Here is a 17020-nt window from a genome sequence, read left to right as displayed (position 1 = left end):
GGCGCTACTCGATCTCAAATAACCCATCCCGCAGCGACACAGAAGCCAGGCGCTCACGTATTTCAGGGTCGATCCGTGGATCATCCAGGTCATAGAGCATGACCTGCCGATAGGCGTTGACCCGGTTGATCTCAGTGCCAAGATATTCCCAAACCACACGGGTACAGGCCGGGGTACGACGGTCTCCACTTGAGACGCCTGTCTTCAAGCCGTTGAGGCGGCTGATCCGGCTTTTGAAACTGGGAATGAGGATGGTCTGGCTCATCTCGTTTCCGGTCAGCGACTCGTAATCAATCAGAAACAGACGATCCTGAAGATAGAACGCAGCGCCAAGGTAACGACAACGCACCACCCAGTCCTCGGCCCTTGGATTGTCGGCGCGTGACTGTTCCTGGCGTTCTTGGCGCTCGAAGACGAAGCTGCCGCGATCTTCGCGCAGCTGCACCAGCGACAGCAGAATTTGCCCAGGCACGGACATGCAGTTGGCGTATTCGAAGTAATAGCCGCAATAGCGCGAAAGGTTATTGGCGTTCTCGCGCATCGGCTGAAACAGTTCCAGCAGTGGATCGCTGGCAGCGACGCGCTCTTGATCATGGCCGCGCATGCCAATGAGCTGGGTGAACTGATCCCTGGGCAGACTCAGTTCATAGGCTTCAACGCCAAAGAAGTCGCAGATCCGCTTGAGGTTGTGCGTGGTCGGTCGACTTTGACCGTTGAGGTATTTATTGAACTGCGCCCGGTTCATGGACAGCTTGCGACAGACCTCGGCTTTCGATCGATAGTGGCTGCAGAGCAGCTTGAGGTTGGCGCGGAAGTGATCGTGCATGGAGATGTCCAGTGATGCGAGCGGCGCGATTCTAGCATCAACTTGCGCCAGCTAGCCGCGATCCGCGTAATTGCATGACCGCCGGGTCTGGCCAACCATTCCCCTTTCGATGATTCAACATTTGTCACAACAACAAGAGAGACACTTTCCTCATGCTCGATCTTCTTAACGATCTCATCTGGAGCAAGCTGCTCATCGTGATGCTGATAGGCCTTGGTCTGTTCTTCACCATCGCCTCGCGGTTCGTCCAGTTTCGCTACTTCGGCAGCATGTTTCAGATCTTCGGCGAAGCCTTCAAACGCCAGCCGGGACAGCTCAGTTCATTCCAGGCGCTGATGCTCAGCGTTGCCGGCCGCGTCGGCGCGGGCAACATCGCCGGTGTTTCGGTTGCCATCATGCTCGGCGGGCCCGGTGCGGTCTTCTGGATGTGGGTCGTGGCGCTCGTCGGCATGGCTACCAGCTACTTCGAATGCTCCCTGGCGCAGCTGTACAAACGCCGTGAAGCTGATGGCGGCTATCGCGGCGGCCCGGCGTTCTATATTCAGCATGGTCTCGGCCAGCGTTGGCTGGGTATCGTGGTTTCGCTGTTGTTGCTGGTGACCTTTGGCTTCGGCTTCAACGCCGTGCAGTCCTATACGGTCGCCAGTTCGATGAACGATACCTTCGGCGTGCCGACCTATATCAGCGGTATCGTGCTGATGGTAGTGATTGGCCTGATCATCTTTGGCGGAATCAAGCGCATCGCCAAGTTCGCCGACGTGCTGGTGCCGATCATGGCGTTCTCCTACATCGCCATGGCCCTCTTTGTCATCGGCAGTAACGCGGGCGACATTCCTCAGGCCTTCGGCACCATCTTCCGCAGCGCTTTCGGTCTCGAGCCGGCATTCGCAGGCGGCATCGGTGCGGCGATCATCATGGGCGTCAAGCGCGGCCTGTTTTCCAACGAGGCGGGCCTGGGCAGTGCGCCCAACGTGGCGGCGGTCGCGGAGGTCAAGCACCCAGTGGCGCAGGGCATCGTGCAGTCGCTGAGCGTGTTCATCGATACCATTATCCTGTGCAGTTGCACCGCGTTGATCATCATATTGTCGGGCGTCTTCGAGCCCGGAAGCGAGATGGGCGGCGTAGTCCTGACGCAAACCGCCGTAGCTGCCGTCGTCGGTGAATGGGGACGGGTCTTCATCAGCGTGGCGCTGCTGCTGTTCGTGTTTACCACCCTGATCTACAACTACTATCTCGGCGAGAACGCGCTGGGCTTCTTTACCGGTGAGCGCTGGCCGGTCATGGTGTACCGCGTGATGGTGATTGGGCTGGTCATGTGGGGCTCGGTTCAGGATCTGGGTACGGTGTTCGGTTTTGCCGACGTCACCATGGGTCTGCTGGCGATCTGTAACCTGATCGCCCTGGCGCTGCTGTTCAAGGTAGGCCTGCGCCTGATGCGCGACTACGATAGCCAGCGTGAGGCCGGCGTCGCATCGCCAATGCTTGATCCAAAGAAGTTCGCCGATCTGGACCTGGACCCAAGCGTCTGGCCAGCAGCCGTAGGCGCTGAAACGCCGGCCAGCCACGCGACCGCAACCAGCCGGGCACGTCAGCCTTGAGTTGATCCGCGTCGTTTGAACAGGGGCCGCTGGCCCCTGTTTTCATATAGGAGACCCCTATGCCGGCTTCCAGAAATACCCTGGTGCTGTACACCGGCGGCACCATCGGCATGCAGCAGAGTGCAGAGGGCCTCATGCCTGCCTCTGGCTTCGCCAGCCGCTTACGCGAACAGCAGAACAAACATCCAGAGCTGACGGTGCCGGACTGGCAGTTCCGCGAGCTGCTGCCCCCCATCGACAGCGCCAATATGAATCAGAGCCACTGGTTGGCAATGGTCGAAGCCATTCGGGCCGGGGTCGAGCAGGACGACTGCGACGCGGTACTGATCCTCCATGGCACTGACACTCTTGCCTATAGCGCTGCTGCCCTTTGCTTCCTGCTGCTGGGGCTCGACGTGCCTGTGGTAATGACGGGCGCCATGTTGCCGGCCGGCGCACCCGGCAGCGATGCCTGGGACAACCTGTTCGGTGCGATGCAGGCCCTGCATACCGGCGTCGAGCCAGGTGTTCATCTCTACTTCGCAGGCAAACTGATGCACGGCGCCCGCGTCAGCAAGCTCGGTACCGCCAGCCTCGATGCGTTCGGTGTCCTGCCACGGCTGCGTCAGGGGCAGCGGGCAGTCACTGTTCCTGCAGCTCTGGACTACCGCCAATCTCGCCAGCAGGTGAAACTCGCGGTACTTCCGCTTTATCCAGGCATCCAGGCAGCCCAGGTGAACGCCTTACTGTCGAGCGGGGTACAGGGCGTGCTGTTCGAGTGCTATGGCAGCGGGACCGGACCTGCCGATGATGGCGAACTGCTGAAAGCCATACAGCATGCCCATGAGCGCGGCGTCGTACTGGCTGCAATCAGCCAATGCCCGCAGGGTCACGTCGAGTTCGGCATCTATGCCGCCGGTAGCAAGCTGGAAGCAAGCGGGCTGATGTCAGGCGGCGGCATGACGCGGGAGGCTGCGCTGGGCAAGCTGTTCGCCTTGCTCGGCGCCGGACTGTCGCAGACCGAGGTCGAGCATTGGTTTGCGCTGGATCTCTGCGGGGAACGTGCCGACTGATCTGCAGCTCAGTTCGAATTGGGATTGCCTTGCTGAAGGCCGTGCTGGTTTGTGGCCAGCTCCACCAGAGCGGTGCGCCATGCCACACCCCGCGGCAAGGCGAAAAAGGACGGGTTGAGATAGCTTTCTCGCGCTTCGTAGGTCAACGCGTCCCCACTGATCGTCAACACCTCGCCGCCGGCACCTTCGAGCACGCCTTGAGCGGCCGCGGTATCCCATTGCGAGGTCGGCGCGAGACGCGGGTAACAATCGGCAGCACCTTCGGCCAGCAGGCACAGCTTCAACGAACTGCCCACGTTGGCCAGCTCCAGATTGCCGAAGCGCTGCCGCAAACCGTCCAGCAGGCGTTCCTGAGCCGGACTCGAGTGGCGTCGGCTTGCAACCACCGTGAATCCCCGCGCTGACTGATGCCGCACCCTCAAAGGCTGCGCTGCACCGTCGGCTTCGGCACGCCAGGCACCGAAGCCGGCCCCGCCGTAATAGCAGCGGCGGTTGGCCGGGACCCCAACCACACCGAACAACACCTGTCCCTGTTCGATCAACGCGACATTGACGGTGAACTCTTCGCTTCCGGCAATGAATTCCTTGGTGCCATCCAGCGGATCGACCAGCCACCAGCGCGTCCAGCCGGCGCGCTCGGCAAGACCCAGCGCGCAGTCCTCCTCGGACAAGACCGGGATGGCAGCATCCAGCGCTCGGAGTCCACCGGCCAGCAGGTGATGAGCCGCCATGTCAGCGGCAGTCACGGGCGAGGCATCAGCCTTTTCATGCACCTGCACATCGTTGCGCCAGTGCGGCAGGATGGCCTCGCCCGCAGCGCGAACGAGATCAATGACAGGCGCCAGATAAGGATGACTCATTGATCGAATTCTCCCCGCTGAGTGAGCAGATCGCGCGCCAGATAGAGCGCCGCGAGAGCGCGCCCTTCGCTGAACTGAGGATTCCGGATCAGGCTGGACAGTTCACGCAGATCAATGCGATCGACACGCATTGGCTCCGGCTCGTCCCCCGGCAGCTGCTCGGGGTAGAGGTCGCGCGCCAACACCACCTGGATCTTCTGGCTCATGTAACCCGGCGACAGAGACAGCTCGGTGAGCAGCTCCAGACTGCGCGCACCAAAGCCGGCCTCCTCCTTCAATTCACGGTTGGCCGCGTCAAGCACATCTTCACCCGGCTCGATCAGTCCCTTGGGCAGCGACAGTTCGTAGGTATCAGTACCGCCGCAATACTCTTCGACCAGCAGCGCCCGGCCGTCGGCTTCCAGCGCGACGATCATCACCGCGCCGTAGCCGGTCCCCTTGCCGACCAGCCGTTCGTAGGTTCGCTCCACGCCGTTGGAAAACCGCAGCTGCAGCTCCTCGACTCGGAACAGGCGGCTGCTGGCGACGATCTCACGGGCAAGTACGGTAGGTTTCTGGCGCATGGGGATATCCTTGAAACGCGAAAACCAATCATAACCCGGCTTTCCGTGATCGCCGTGAACGCTTTGCATCGAGCCGACCGCTGTCGCACCATTGTCCCAACCGCCGAACAAGAGCCCGCCATGATCGCTTCGCTGCCCTGGTCCGAGATCGACACCGTCCTGCTGGACATGGATGGCACCTTGCTGGATCTACATTTCGATAACCACTTCTGGCTCGACTTCATGCCCCAGCGCTACGCCGAACGGCACGGCATCAGTCGCGCCATGGCCGAGCTTGAATTAGCCCCGCTGTTCAACGAACACGAAGGCAAGCTGACCTGGTATTGCCTGGATTTCTGGACTCGCGAGCTGAATCTGCCGATTCGAGAAATGAAGCGCGAAATCGCTCACCTGATCGCCCTGCGACCGGCTGCGGACGAATTCCTCGCCGCCCTGCGCGATGCAGGCAAGCGCGTGGTGCTGATCACCAATGCCCATCGCGATTCCCTATCGCTGAAGCTCGAACGGATCGAGCTGGCCCCCTGGTTTGATCGTCTGATCAGCTCTCATGACTATGGCTTTCCTAAAGAGCAGGCCCAGTTCTGGGACGCGCTGAGAGCGGACCTGAATTTCGATCCGGCAACCGCGCTGTTCATCGACGACAGTCTGCCTGTCCTGCGTAGTGCGCAGGCTTACGGCGTCGCCCACCTGCTGGCCATCAGCGAACCGGACAGCCGCCGAGGCAAAAAGAACACTGAAGAATTCGCAGCAGTCGACGATTACCTTGAACTGATTCGAAGCCTGCAAGGCTTCTCCTTCTAAGCTGGGCCTGCCGAAATGCTTAACTCATTCCCACACGTGTCCACCTTGCTGCAAAGAACGTTCTAAAAGCGTGACCGCTGTAGCCGCTACCCTGCGTAGAGGTACAAAATGAACGCCGCTAAAGCGCATGCTGGGCCTTATCTCAGGGCGCGCCACATAGGGATGAACTATGGCTGTAGACCCAGTATTCTGGCCTTCTGAACGCAGCGAAATGGGCCGAAGGATCGGCCTGCACGAGTGGAGCGCAACCGCGCTGGGCCCCATCGAGCGCTGGCCCACAACGTTGCGGGTCCTGCTCGACACCCTCCTTGAGGCTCCACTGCCGATGTGCATCCTGTGGGGCGAGGCCGGTCTGCAGCTCTATAACGACGCCCATGCCGCCGCCATCGGCGATTACCATCCGGACGCGTTAGGCGCTCCGGTCGCGACAACCTGGGGCGACAACTGGCCGGGGCTGCATCAGGCGAGCCCTCTTGCCGAACGCAACCATACCTGCACGCTGCGCAACCACCACCCCACCGACAATGGCTTATCGGCGAGGAGCCAGATTGGCTTCGATATAGCTGTCAGCCCCATCCGTGAAGGCGAACTGATCGTCGGACAACTGCTATGCCTTCGGCCAAGCGAAGAAGAAGCACTACGCCGCCGAAACGCCGAGATCAAGATGATCACCGATGCGTTGCCAGTGCTTATCGGCTACGTCGATCGAGACGAGCGCTTTCGTTTCAACAACAAACATTACGAGACCTGGTTCGGCTTAAGCCCCGAGGCGCTTTACGGCAAAAGCGTCCGAGAAGTTCTCGGTGAAAAGGGTTATGCGCTGCGCAAAGCACACGTGAAGGCTGCGCTAGCAGGTCAGGAGCTGAGCTTCGAAGCTTACAGCGCTCACCGCGATGGCAAACCTCGCCAAACCCAGGTGCACTACCTGCCGCGTCGCGACGACAACAACGAAGTGGAAGGCTTTTTTGTTCTGGCTCAGGATGTCACCGAACGCTGGCAGGCAGAGCAGGCGCTGCGCGAACTGAACGAGACCCTGGAGAGCCGCATTCAGGAGCGCACCACGGCGCTGGCTGAAGTCTATGAGCGCTTGCTGACGGAGATGAACAGCCGCGAACAGGCTCAGGAAGCGCTGCGCCAGGCGCAGAAGATGGAAGCGGTGGGCCAGCTCACCGGCGGTATCGCTCACGACTTTAACAACATGCTCACCGGTATCATCGGCGGGCTCGATCTGATCCAGCGTTACAACCAGTCGGGCCGCCACCATGAAACCCAGCGCTTCATTGACGCCGCGGTCACCTCGGCCAACCGCGCCGCCGCACTGACCCATCGCCTACTGGCATTTGCCCGACGGCAGCCGCTCAACCTCAAGCGCGTCGACCTCAACGAGCTCGTAGAGTCGATGCGCGATCTGATTGTCCGGACGCTGGGCAGCCATATTCTGGTCGACGCGCTGTTGCAGCCGGACCTGTGGCCGGCCAACAGTGACGAGAACCAGCTGGAAAGTGCCTTGCTCAATTTGGTGATCAACGCCCGCGATGCGATGCCCAACGGTGGCAGTCTGTACATGGCGACCGCGAACGTGACCCTACAACAAGGCGAAATCGGCGAGCTGACGGCAGGTCGCTACGTCACGCTCAGTGTGATCGACAGCGGGTGCGGTATGACACCCAAGGTGCTTGCTGCTGCGTTCGAGCCCTTTTTCACCACCAAGCCCATCGGGCAAGGCACCGGCCTCGGGCTGTCGATGATCTACGGATTCGCGCGACAGGCCGGCGGTCATGTTCAATTGCGCAGCGAACCGGGAAACGGCACCGAAGTCACCCTGTATCTGCCTGCCCACCGTTCGCTGAACCCACAGGCTCCAAGTTCGCAGCTCAGCCTCCATGCAGACCGGCCGGAGCAATCCCTTCATGGCGAAGCCGTGTTGGTGGTCGAAGATGATCCCGCGGTGCGGCTGCTGGTTCTGGATGTATTGACGATGCTCGGCTATCGCACGCTGGAAGCAGCTGAAGCCAACACGGCAATGAAGATCCTACAGAGCGGAGAGCCCATTGATTTGCTGCTCTCAGACGTGGGCCTGCCGGGGATGAACGGCCGGCAACTGGCAGACATCGCGCGAGAACACCGCCCGGGTTTACGGGTGCTGTTCATGACGGGCTATGCGGAGCAGGCAATCAGCACCGACTTTCTCGATGCAGGCATGGACATGATCAGCAAGCCGTTCGCCATAGACGACCTGGCGATGCGCGTACGCGACATGCTGGCTGGCAAGCAGTCTGGCTGAAGCTATCGTAGTGACAGTGCCCGTCGCGAGAAGATTGAAAATCCAGCCGCAGCCGCGCACAGTCGTCCCGTCCGCATGATTCGCCGAGCTTGCCAATGACCGCGTCACGCCTCCCCCATGATCCCCCCGCTACCGACGCACCCATCGACGCCAGTGGTCGCTATCAGTTCCAGGCGATCGACGAAGCACGGCCTGAACCGGTGGAACTGGCCGAAGAGTGCGCGCTGGCGATTGCCTATAACGGGCTCAGCCAGGCAGTGATGATGGTCACCCCGGCGGACCTCGAAGATTACGTCGTCGGCTTCAGCCTTGGTGCCGGGATCGTTGAAAGCACGGCGGATATCTACGACATTCGCGTGAGTGGGAGCGGCACTGGGCGTCACGCCGAGGTCGACATTGCCAGTCGCGCCTTCTGGAAGCTCAAGGAGCAGCGCCGCCAGTTGCCGGGCAATGCCAGCTGCGGATTGTGCGGTGTCGAGGCGCTGGAACAGGCGCTGCCACAGCTGCCCGCGCTGCCCGTCACCCCCTTGCCGCCGCCGCACTGGCTGGATGATCTGCGCCAGCGTATCGCTGAGTTTCAACCTCTCGCGAAACGCTGCGGCGCCGTACATGCGGCGTTGTTCATCAATGCACAGGGAGAGATCATCCTGGGCCGCGAGGATATCGGCCGGCACAACGCGCTGGACAAGCTCATCGGCGCGCTGAGCCGGGCCGGGCAGGACGCCGCAGGCGGGGTTGCGGTGGTCACCAGTCGCTGCAGCCTGGAACTGATCCACAAGGTCCAGCGCGCCGGTATTCCTACCCTGGTGAGCTTCTCCTCACCGACCGGCCTGGCCGCGCAGTGGGCCCAGCGGCATAACCTCAACCTGATCCATATTCCTCATCGCAGCCCACCTCGCGTATTCAGCCCGCCCGCTGATACAACCGACATCACTAAACCAGACGAGGCCCAAGGATGAGCCTGCAACAAGAACGCCCTCGCTACCGTCCCTATTCCGGCGCTGCCGCAGGCTGGGGCGCGCTGCGCAGCGTGGCCAGTTCCTGGCTGGACAGCAAACAACCGATCAAGAACATCCGTGCTCTGCTGAAAACCAACCAGAACGGTGGGTTCGACTGCCCCGGCTGCGCCTGGGGCGATTCGCCTGAGGACGGTACGGTAAAGTTCTGCGAAAACGGCGCCAAAGCGGTCAACTGGGAGGCCACCAAACGACGTGTCGACGCGGCCTTCTTTGCCCGTTACAGCGTCAGCCAGTTACGCGAACAGAGCGATTACTGGCTGGAGTACCAGGGTCGCCTGACCGAACCCATGCGCTACGACAGGGCAAGCGACCGCTACCTGCCCATCGGCTGGGATGAAGCCTTCGCCTTGATTGCCGGCCATCTGAACGCATTGGAAGAACCTGATCAGGCGGAGTTCTATACGTCGGGCCGCACCAGCAACGAAGCCGCGTTCCTGTACCAGCTGTTCGTCCGAGCTTACGGCAGTAACAATTTCCCCGATTGCTCGAACATGTGCCACGAGGCCAGCGGTGTTGCCCTTGGCGAAAGTATCGGCGTGGGCAAGGGCAGCGTGACCTTCGAGGATTTCGCCAAGGCTGACGCCATTTTCGTACTTGGCCAGAACCCCGGCACCAATCACCCACGTATGCTTGAACCGCTGCGCGACGCGGTGGCACGCGGCGCACAGGTGGTGTGTTTCAACCCCCTGAAAGAACGTGGGCTGGAGCGCTTCCAACACCCACAGCATGCCTTGGAGATGCTCGCTAACGGCTCGGCGCCGCTAAATACCGCCTTCTTTCGCCCTGCTCTGGGCGGCGATATGGCCGCCATGCGCGGTATTGCCAAGTTACTGCTGTTCTGGGAGCGCGAAGCCCAGGCCAACGGCGAGCCGGCCGTGTTCGATCGGGCGTTCATCGAACAGCACACCAGCGGTATCGACAGCTACCTGACGACCCTGGACGCAACCCGATGGGAAACCATCGAACGGCAATCGGGCCTGGGCCTGGCCGAGCTCGAACAGGCGGCGCGGATTTTCCGCGATGCCGAGCGGGTGATCATCTGCTGGGCAATGGGCATCACCCAGCACCGCCACTCGGTCGCGACGATCCAGGAAATCACCAACCTGCAGCTCTTGCGTGGCAACCTTGGCAAGCCGGGTGCAGGCCTCTGTCCGGTCCGTGGACACAGCAACGTGCAGGGCGACCGCACCATGGGCATCAACGAGCGGCCCCCCGCTGCGCTGCTCGATGCACTGGAACGGCGCTTCGACTTCAAGGTGCCGCGCCAACCCGGGCACAACGTGGTAGAGGCCATCGGAGCCATGCTCGAAGGCCGCTCGAAAGTGTTTATCGGCCTTGGCGGCAACTTCGCCCAGGCCACGCCGGATAGCCACCGGACGCATCAGGCGCTACAGAATTGCGAGTTGACTGTACAGATCAGCACCAAGCTCAATCGCAGCCATCTGACCGTCGGACGGGAAGCGCTCATCCTGCCGTGCCTCGGCCGTACCGACATCGATCATCAGGCGAGCGGCTCCCAGGCCGTCACGGTGGAAGACTCGTTCTGCATGATTCACGCCTCTTACGGTCAGCTGGAACCCCTCTCGCCGCTGATGCGCTCTGAGCCTGCGATCGTTGCGGGTATCGCCCAGGCAACGCTCGGCGATGAACTGTTGGACTGGCAAGCGCTGGTCGCCGACTACGCGCGCATCCGCCAATTGATCAGCGATACCATCCCCGGCTTTTCCGACTTCGAAGCGCGCATTCAACATCCCGGCGGCTTTCACCTGGACAACCCCGCCGCGAACCGTCGATGGAAGACCGCCAGTGGCTGCGCCAATTTCATCGCCAACCCGCTACCAACCAGCCTGTTCGGCGAAGCGTTGCGAGACAGTGACCAACAACCGGATCTGGTGCTGCAGACCCTGCGCTCGCATGATCAGTACAACACCACTATCTACGGCCTGGACGATCGCTATCGCGGCGTTAGAGGCCAGCGTCGCGTCGTATTTGCCAATATCGAAGACATCCGCCGGCTGGGCTTCGAATCAGGACAAAAGGTCGACATCGAGTCGCTGTGGAATGACGGCATCACGCGCCGGGTGGAAGGCTTTACTCTGCTGCCGTTCGACGTCCCGCCAGGGCAAGCCGCCGCTTATTACCCGGAAACCAATCCGCTGGTTCCCCTCGCAAGCGTCGGGATCGGTAGCCATACGCCAACATCCAAGTCGGTTGCGATTCGGCTGCACGCGGCGAGCGCCACATCGGTCATTGCCTGAACGGCATATCTACCCTACCAAAACGGCGCCCGAATCCGCCTGCTCAAGCGAGGTGAGACCGCTTCGCTTGATGCGAGTTCAACTTTCAAAACAAAGACTTATGGAAAGCGAAGCGAATCACACCTTTCATCGGTGAACGCTTGCGAAAGACAGCCTCCGGACGTGAGGATCGCGTCGCCATTCACTGAGAGGTTTCACAATGAAGTATTCCTCGATTCTGTTGTTGTCCGCGGGCCTGTTGAGCGGCGCCGCGTTCGCCGGTAGCAACACCGAAGCCGCCGTCGGCGGAGCACTGGGCGGTGCGCTCGGCTCGGTTGTCGGTGAGCATCTCGGCGGTTCGACGGGCGCCACGATCGGCGCAGGTGTCGGTGGTGCCGCGGGCGGTATGGTGGGTGCAGACAAGCACAGCCGCACTGAAGCGGCCATTGGTGGCGGGCTCGGCGCAGCGGGCGGCAACGTCATTGGCCAGCGCGTCGGTGGCAGCACCGGCGGCCTGATTGGTGCAGCCGTGGGTGGTGGCGCCGGCGGTGCGATCGGCAACGCCTACGGCGACGATGATGATCGCAGCGACCGCCGCTACCGTGATGACCGACGCTACTACGGGCATCCCGGCAAAGCCAAGGGTCACTGGAAGCACAAGCATAAGCATCACGACTAAAGCCAGCCGATCCGTAGCGCCGAGCTGTTCAGCCATCCACTCACCACTGTGAAACGGATCAGCGGGTTCGGCCTATCGAATCACCCCGAACGCCGCCAGAACCGACTTACTCTGGGACGCTGACCAGCGCCTCCAGCGCCCGCCGCAAACCACTCGGTATCGGCGTTGGCCGGTTACTGGCGCGGTCCACGAACACATGCACGAAGCGCCCCGCCGCACAGGCCTGCGCTTCGCCTGCCTTGAAGATTGCCAGCTCGTACTGCACCGAACTGTTACCAAGCTTGCCGACCCGCAGGCCGACTTCCAGCGCATCGGGAAAGGCAATGGAGGCGAAGTAATCGCACGAAGAGCTGACCACGAAGCCCACCACTTCGCCTTCATGAATATCCAGCCCGCCACGCTCGATCAGGTAGGTGTTCACCGCGCTGTCGAAATAGCTGTAATAGACCACGTTGTTCACGTGTCCGTAGATGTCGTTGTCATGCCAGCGGGTGGTGATGGACTGGAAGTGACGGTAGTCGGCGCGCAGGTGCTGCGGTTGTTCGGCCATCTGGAAATCCTTGTTCAGCAAACCGGTACACCGCAGGTGAGGCGGCGTACCAATGGAGCTAGTAAGCGGCGCGGTAGATGGCCAAGGCGTCAGCCTCGGTAACTTCGCGCGGGTTGTTGACCAGCAGGCGTTGCTGCAGCATCGCTTCCTTCGCCAGCTGCGGCAGCATGTCTTCCGGCACACCCGCGTCGCGCAAGCGGGTCGGCAAGCCGACGCGGGCGCTCATCTGCTCGAACTCCTGGATCAGCTGCTCGGCATAGGTCGAAGGATCATCGGTACGCAGCCGATCGCCGAGGATGATCGGCGCCAGCTCGCCGTAGTGAGTGGTGGCGGCGCTGACGTTGAAGCGCAGCACTTGCGGCAGGACCAGTGCGTTCGACAGCCCATGCGGGATATGAAAGTTGCCACCCAAGGGATACGCCAGCGCATGCACCGCTGCCACTGGCGCATTGGCAAACGCCTGACCGGCCAGACAGGCGCCGAGCAGCATGGCCTGGCGCGCCTCGCGATTGCCGCCGTTGTGCACGGCTTCGTCCAGATTGGCAGCCAGCAGGCGCAGCGCCTCACGAGCCAGAAGGTCGGACATCGGGTTTTTCTTCAGCGCGCTGGTGTAGGCCTCGATGGCGTGCACCATGGCGTCGATACCAGTGGCGGCAGTGACCGCAGGAGGCAGGCCAAGTGTCAGATCGGCATCGAGCAGTGCCAGGTCCGGCAGCAGCATCGGCGAGACCACACCCATCTTGGTCGTCTCGCCCGTGGTGATGATGGCGATCTGCGTGACCTCGGAGCCGGTACCAGCAGTGGTTGGCACCTGAATTAGCGGAAGACGCTTGCCCTTCGCATTGCCAACACCATAGATGTCCTTGAGCGTCTGGGTGTTGTTCGGGTGCGCCAGCAGGGCGACGAGCTTGGCGACGTCCATCGAACTGCCGCCGCCAAAACCGATCACCAGGTCCGCTCCAGCTGCCTTGGCCTGCTCGACCGCAGCCTGCACGATGCTCTCTGGCGGGTCGGCGACCACCTGATCGTAGACGGTGACCGCTAGCCCTTCCGTCTCGAAGCCTGGCAACACTTCGTTGAGCAAGCCGAAGCGGGTTATACCCGGATCGGTTACGACCAGAACGGAACGCGCCTCGCGCTCTTTGCAAAGACTGGCCAACCGCCGCGACGAGCCGGGCTCGCAGATCAACTGAGCAGTTGTGGCAAAGCTGAACGGATGCATGGTGATTCCTCTTGTTAGATAGCTCATCTGCGGCCGAGGCGACAGCGGTTTGGCCTTTTCAACCGGCTTTTCGTGAGCAAGCGCGCTCTTACAGGCCGGGTACGCGATCGGTCCTGCAGGAGCCAGCTGGCAGGCCAACAGCGGCTACCAAGCCCGCCATCACGATGGAGCGCTTACCGAGCGCTCGCCTTCTGCAATCAAAACGCGAAATCTGTTTCAGGCAGCGCCATCAAGCACTCGGCTCCACCCTGAATCGCTTCGCGGTGTGCACTCGCCCGTGGCAGTACGCGACGCAGATAAAAATCCGCACTGGCTAGTTTGGCCTGGTAGAACGCTTCGTCGCCCGCGCCTTGTTCCAGCGCATCCTGGGCACGCCCCGCAGCCTGCAACCAAAGCCCGGCTAACAACACATAGGCCGAGTACTGCAGGAAGTCCACCGATACCGCACCGATTTCCTGCGGATCGCGCCCGGTTGCGGCAATGATCTCGGCGCTCAGCTCGCGCCATTCGCCGATGCGTGCCTGCACCTTGCTCGCGATTTCATGCAACGCCGGGCGATCGATCTGCCGGTCGCAAATCTCGCTGAACTCCGCCTGCAGTGCCGACAGCTCCGCGCCGCCATCGCCCAGCAGCTTGCGGCGGATGTAATCGAGCGCCTGAATGCCGTTGGTGCCTTCATAAAGCTGGGTGATACGGCTGTCGCGCATCAGCTGTTCCATGCCCCATTCGCGGATGTAGCCGTGGCCACCGTAAACCTGCACGCCGAGACTCGCGACCTCCTGCCCCATATCGGTAAAGAAGGCTTTAACGATCGGGATCAACAGCGCAGCGCGCTTGCTCGCCGCCTTGCGGTAGCTCGGCTCCGGATGGCCGTGCTCAAGATCCAGCTGCCGGGCGCAATAGGCCGCTAGCATGCGGCTGCCCTCGACCAGCGTCTTCTGCGTCAGCAGCATCCGCCGCACATCCGGGTGGACGATGATCGGGTCGGCGGCCTTATCCGGGTGCTGCACGCCTGCCAGTCCGCGTGATTGCAGCCGCTCGCGGGCATAGGCCAACGAGCCCTGATACGCCTGCTCGGCGATGCCCAGGCCCTGCAGCCCGACCTGAAAGCGCGCGTCGTTCATCATGGTGAACATGCAGGCCAGGCCCTGATTGGGCTCGCCGACGATCCAGCCGGTGGCGCCGTCGAAGTTCATCACGCAGGTGGCTGCGCCCTTGATGCCCATCTTGTGCTCGATGGCACCGCAGGACAGCGCGTTGCGCTCGCCCGGTGTGCCGTCGGCATTGGCGATGAACTTCGGCACCAGCAGCAGGCTGATGCCCTTCACCCCGGCCGGCGCATCCGGCAGGCGCGCCAGCACCAGGTGCACGATGTTCTCGCTCATGTCGTGCTCGCCGCCGGAGATGAAGATCTTGCTGCCACTGACCGTGTAGCTGCCGTCCGCCTGGGGCTCGGCCCTGGTGCGCAGCAGGGCGAGGTCTGTGCCGGCCTGCGGCTCGGTCAGGCACATGGTGCCGCTCCAGCGGCCGCTGACCAGTTTCTCCAAATAGGCATTTCTCAGTTCATCGCTGCCGTGCTTGTACAGCGCCAGCACCGCGCCTTCGGTCAGACCTGAATAGATGCGAAAGGACAGCGATGCCGCCATCAGCATTTCATGGAAGTTGCACGCCACCAGCTGCGGAAAACCCTGCCCGCCATATTCGGTCGGCCCGGTCATGCTCGCCCAGCCGTTGTCGACGTACTGCTTGTAGGCCTCGACAAAGCCCTGCGGCGTGCGCACTTCGCCGTTCTCCAGGGTCACGCCTTCTTCATCGCTGTTGCGATTGAGTGGCGCGATCTCGCCGCCGGCGTAACGCGCAGCTTCTTCCAACACGCCGTCGATCAGCTCGCGGTCCAGACCGTTGCCGAGCAATTCGCAATGGCCGGTGGCGTCGAACAGCTCGTGCAGCACAAAGCGCATATCGCGCAGGGGGGCCTTGTACTCCATGCTCAGGCCTCCTTCTTGTATTCGGCGAAGCGGCCGCCGAGCGTGGCCAGACTATCGATCAGCTCGGCCGGTTGCCAGTGCGCGCCGTGCTGCTCGGCCATTGCGTTGAGGCGATCCCGAATCGCCGGCAGGCCCTGGCGATCAGCCCAGGTCATAGGCCCGCCAACTTCGGCCGGGAAGCCATAGCCGTACAGGTAAACGGTATCGATATCGGCGCTGGACTCGGCCATGCCTTCCTCAAGAATCTTCGCGCCCTCGTTGACCAATGCCAGCAGGCAGCGCTCGAGGATTTCCTCATTGCCGATCTCGCGACGATCGAAGCCGAGCCGCTCGGACTCGCGCTGCACCAGCGCATCCACTTCTGGATCGTGCTCGGCCTGGCGGCTGCCCTCGGCATAGCGGTAGTAGCCCATGCGCGATTTCTGGCCGAAGCGGCCCAGCTCGCAGAGACGGTTGTCGATTTGCACCTCGGGCTCGTCCTGCCCTTTGCCAGCCAACTCACGAGCGCGCCACTCCAGGTCGATGCCGACCACGTCGTACATGCGGAACGGGCCCATGGCGAAGCCGAAACCCTGCAGCGCGGCATCCACCTGATGCGGATAAGCGCCTTCAAGCAGCATCATGCGCGCCTCGCGCACGTAGGTGGCGAGCATGCGGTTGCCAATGAAACCTGGGCAGTTGCCGGCGATTACGCTGACCTTGCCCATGCGCTTGCCCAATTCAGTGGACGCATCGAGCACCGCCTTGGAAGTTTTCGCACCGCGCACGATCTCCAGCAACTTCATGATGTGAGCCGGGCTGAAGAAGTGCAGGCCGACAACCTGCTCCGGTCGCCCGGTAACGGCAGCGATGGCATCTATATCCAGCGCAGAGGTGTTGCTGGCAAGGATGCCGGTCGGCTTCACGATGCCGTCCAGCTCACGGAAGATGGTCTGTTTGAGTTCGAGGTTTTCGTAAACCGCCTCGATCACCAAATCCACATCGGCCAGCGCCTGGTAATCGGCTGCCTTATTGATGCAGGCCCGTCGGGCCGCCGCTTGAGCTTCGTCGATACGGCCCTGACGGACGTTATGCGCGTAGGTATCCGCGACAACGCCCAACGCCTGCTCAAGCATCTCGGGATTGTTGTCCAGCCAGCGCACCTGCACGCCGGCATTGGCCAGGCTCATGACAATACCGCGGCCCATTGTGCCCGCACCGATCACGGCAGCGGTCTGGATATCGAAGCGGGTTTGGCTCATTGCAGCTGTCCTCGTCGCAAGGCGGAAAAATCAGAAGACCTACCTTAGATGAAGACGCTACTATTTTTGAAATTTAGTCTTGTGATGTTTCAGATTCATC

At 61.8% G+C, this 17020-nt stretch carries 14 protein-coding genes; 7 read left to right on the top strand and 7 right to left on the bottom strand.

Going from position 1 to position 17020, the window contains the following annotated elements; genetic code table 11:
• Positions 1 to 4: 4 nt before the first annotated feature.
• Positions 5 to 826 carry a helix-turn-helix domain-containing protein gene (locus JQR87_RS00960; protein WP_407293524.1) on the bottom strand — a complete coding sequence of 274 codons (822 nt, stop codon included), beginning with the start codon at positions 824 to 826 and terminating at the stop codon, positions 5 to 7.
• Positions 827 to 978: 152 nt separating this feature from the next.
• Here JQR87_RS00960 and JQR87_RS00955 point away from each other — a divergent pair, with 152 nt between their 5' ends.
• Together JQR87_RS00955 and JQR87_RS00950 are read left to right on the top strand one after the other, a co-directional pair.
• Entirely contained in the window at positions 979 to 2424 is a 1446-nt protein-coding gene (locus JQR87_RS00955) for an alanine/glycine:cation symporter family protein (RefSeq protein ID WP_407293526.1), read from the top strand.
• Positions 2425 to 2483: 59 nt separating this feature from the next.
• The gene (locus JQR87_RS00950) at positions 2484 to 3476 is read left to right on the top strand and encodes an asparaginase (RefSeq protein WP_407293528.1); all 993 of its coding nucleotides are present in this window, start codon (positions 2484 to 2486) and stop codon (positions 3474 to 3476) included.
• 8 nt (positions 3477 to 3484) lie between these two features.
• On the opposite strand, the gene cysQ is transcribed toward JQR87_RS00950, so the two are convergent.
• Together cysQ and nudE are read right to left on the bottom strand one after the other, a co-directional pair.
• Entirely contained in the window at positions 3485 to 4336 is an 852-nt protein-coding gene (gene cysQ / locus JQR87_RS00945) for a 3'(2'),5'-bisphosphate nucleotidase CysQ (RefSeq protein ID WP_407293530.1), read from the bottom strand.
• Positions 4333 to 4899, bottom strand: a complete 567-nt coding sequence (nudE, locus tag JQR87_RS00940) for an ADP compounds hydrolase NudE (protein WP_407293533.1) — start codon at positions 4897 to 4899, stop codon at positions 4333 to 4335. The genes cysQ and nudE overlap by 4 nt, the downstream gene beginning before the upstream one ends.
• 120 nt (positions 4900 to 5019) lie before the next feature.
• On the opposite strand from nudE, the gene yrfG reads away from it, so the two are divergent.
• The 5 genes from yrfG to JQR87_RS00915 all read left to right on the top strand — a co-directional run bounded on the left by yrfG (position 5020) and on the right by JQR87_RS00915 (position 11919).
• Positions 5020 to 5700, top strand: a complete 681-nt coding sequence (yrfG, locus tag JQR87_RS00935; RefSeq protein WP_407293536.1) for a GMP/IMP nucleotidase — start codon at positions 5020 to 5022, stop codon at positions 5698 to 5700.
• 169 nt (positions 5701 to 5869) lie between these two features.
• Entirely contained in the window at positions 5870 to 7984 is a 2115-nt protein-coding gene (locus tag JQR87_RS00930; protein ID WP_407293539.1) for a PAS domain-containing protein, read from the top strand.
• A 95-nt stretch (positions 7985 to 8079) separates the two neighbouring features.
• Positions 8080 to 8943: a formate dehydrogenase accessory sulfurtransferase FdhD gene (gene fdhD / locus JQR87_RS00925; RefSeq protein ID WP_407293542.1), complete on the top strand. Its 864-nt coding sequence runs from the start codon at positions 8080 to 8082 to the stop codon at positions 8941 to 8943.
• Positions 8940 to 11261, top strand: coding sequence for an FdhF/YdeP family oxidoreductase (locus JQR87_RS00920; protein WP_407293545.1), 2322 nt, complete (start codon positions 8940 to 8942; stop codon positions 11259 to 11261). The genes fdhD and JQR87_RS00920 overlap by 4 nt, the downstream gene beginning before the upstream one ends.
• 199 nt (positions 11262 to 11460) lie before the next feature.
• Entirely contained in the window at positions 11461 to 11919 is a 459-nt protein-coding gene (locus tag JQR87_RS00915; RefSeq protein WP_407293546.1) for a hypothetical protein, read from the top strand.
• Positions 11920 to 12025: 106 nt separating this feature from the next.
• On the opposite strand, the gene JQR87_RS00910 is transcribed toward JQR87_RS00915, so the two are convergent.
• The 4 genes from JQR87_RS00910 to JQR87_RS00895 form a co-directional block, all read right to left on the bottom strand.
• Entirely contained in the window at positions 12026 to 12469 is a 444-nt protein-coding gene (locus JQR87_RS00910) for an acyl-CoA thioesterase (RefSeq protein ID WP_407293549.1), read from the bottom strand.
• Positions 12470 to 12527: 58 nt separating this feature from the next.
• Positions 12528 to 13691, bottom strand: coding sequence for an iron-containing alcohol dehydrogenase (locus JQR87_RS00905; protein ID WP_407293552.1), 1164 nt, complete (start codon positions 13689 to 13691; stop codon positions 12528 to 12530).
• A gap of 197 nt (positions 13692 to 13888) precedes the next feature.
• A complete protein-coding gene (locus tag JQR87_RS00900; RefSeq protein ID WP_407293554.1) occupies positions 13889 to 15679 on the bottom strand; it encodes an acyl-CoA dehydrogenase C-terminal domain-containing protein in 1791 nt (596 codons plus the stop codon).
• A 2-nt stretch (positions 15680 to 15681) separates the two neighbouring features.
• Positions 15682 to 16920 carry a 3-hydroxyacyl-CoA dehydrogenase gene (locus JQR87_RS00895; RefSeq protein WP_407293555.1) on the bottom strand — a complete coding sequence of 413 codons (1239 nt, stop codon included), beginning with the start codon at positions 16918 to 16920 and terminating at the stop codon, positions 15682 to 15684.
• Between the last annotated feature and the right edge of the window lie 100 nt (positions 16921 to 17020).

This window comes from Stutzerimonas stutzeri (genome assembly GCF_051028275.1).
Taxonomy (GTDB): domain Bacteria; phylum Pseudomonadota; class Gammaproteobacteria; order Pseudomonadales; family Pseudomonadaceae; genus Stutzerimonas; species Stutzerimonas stutzeri_AS.
The sequence above is the reverse complement of the archived record's forward strand: the minus strand, read 5'-3'. Positions and strand labels throughout refer to the sequence as shown.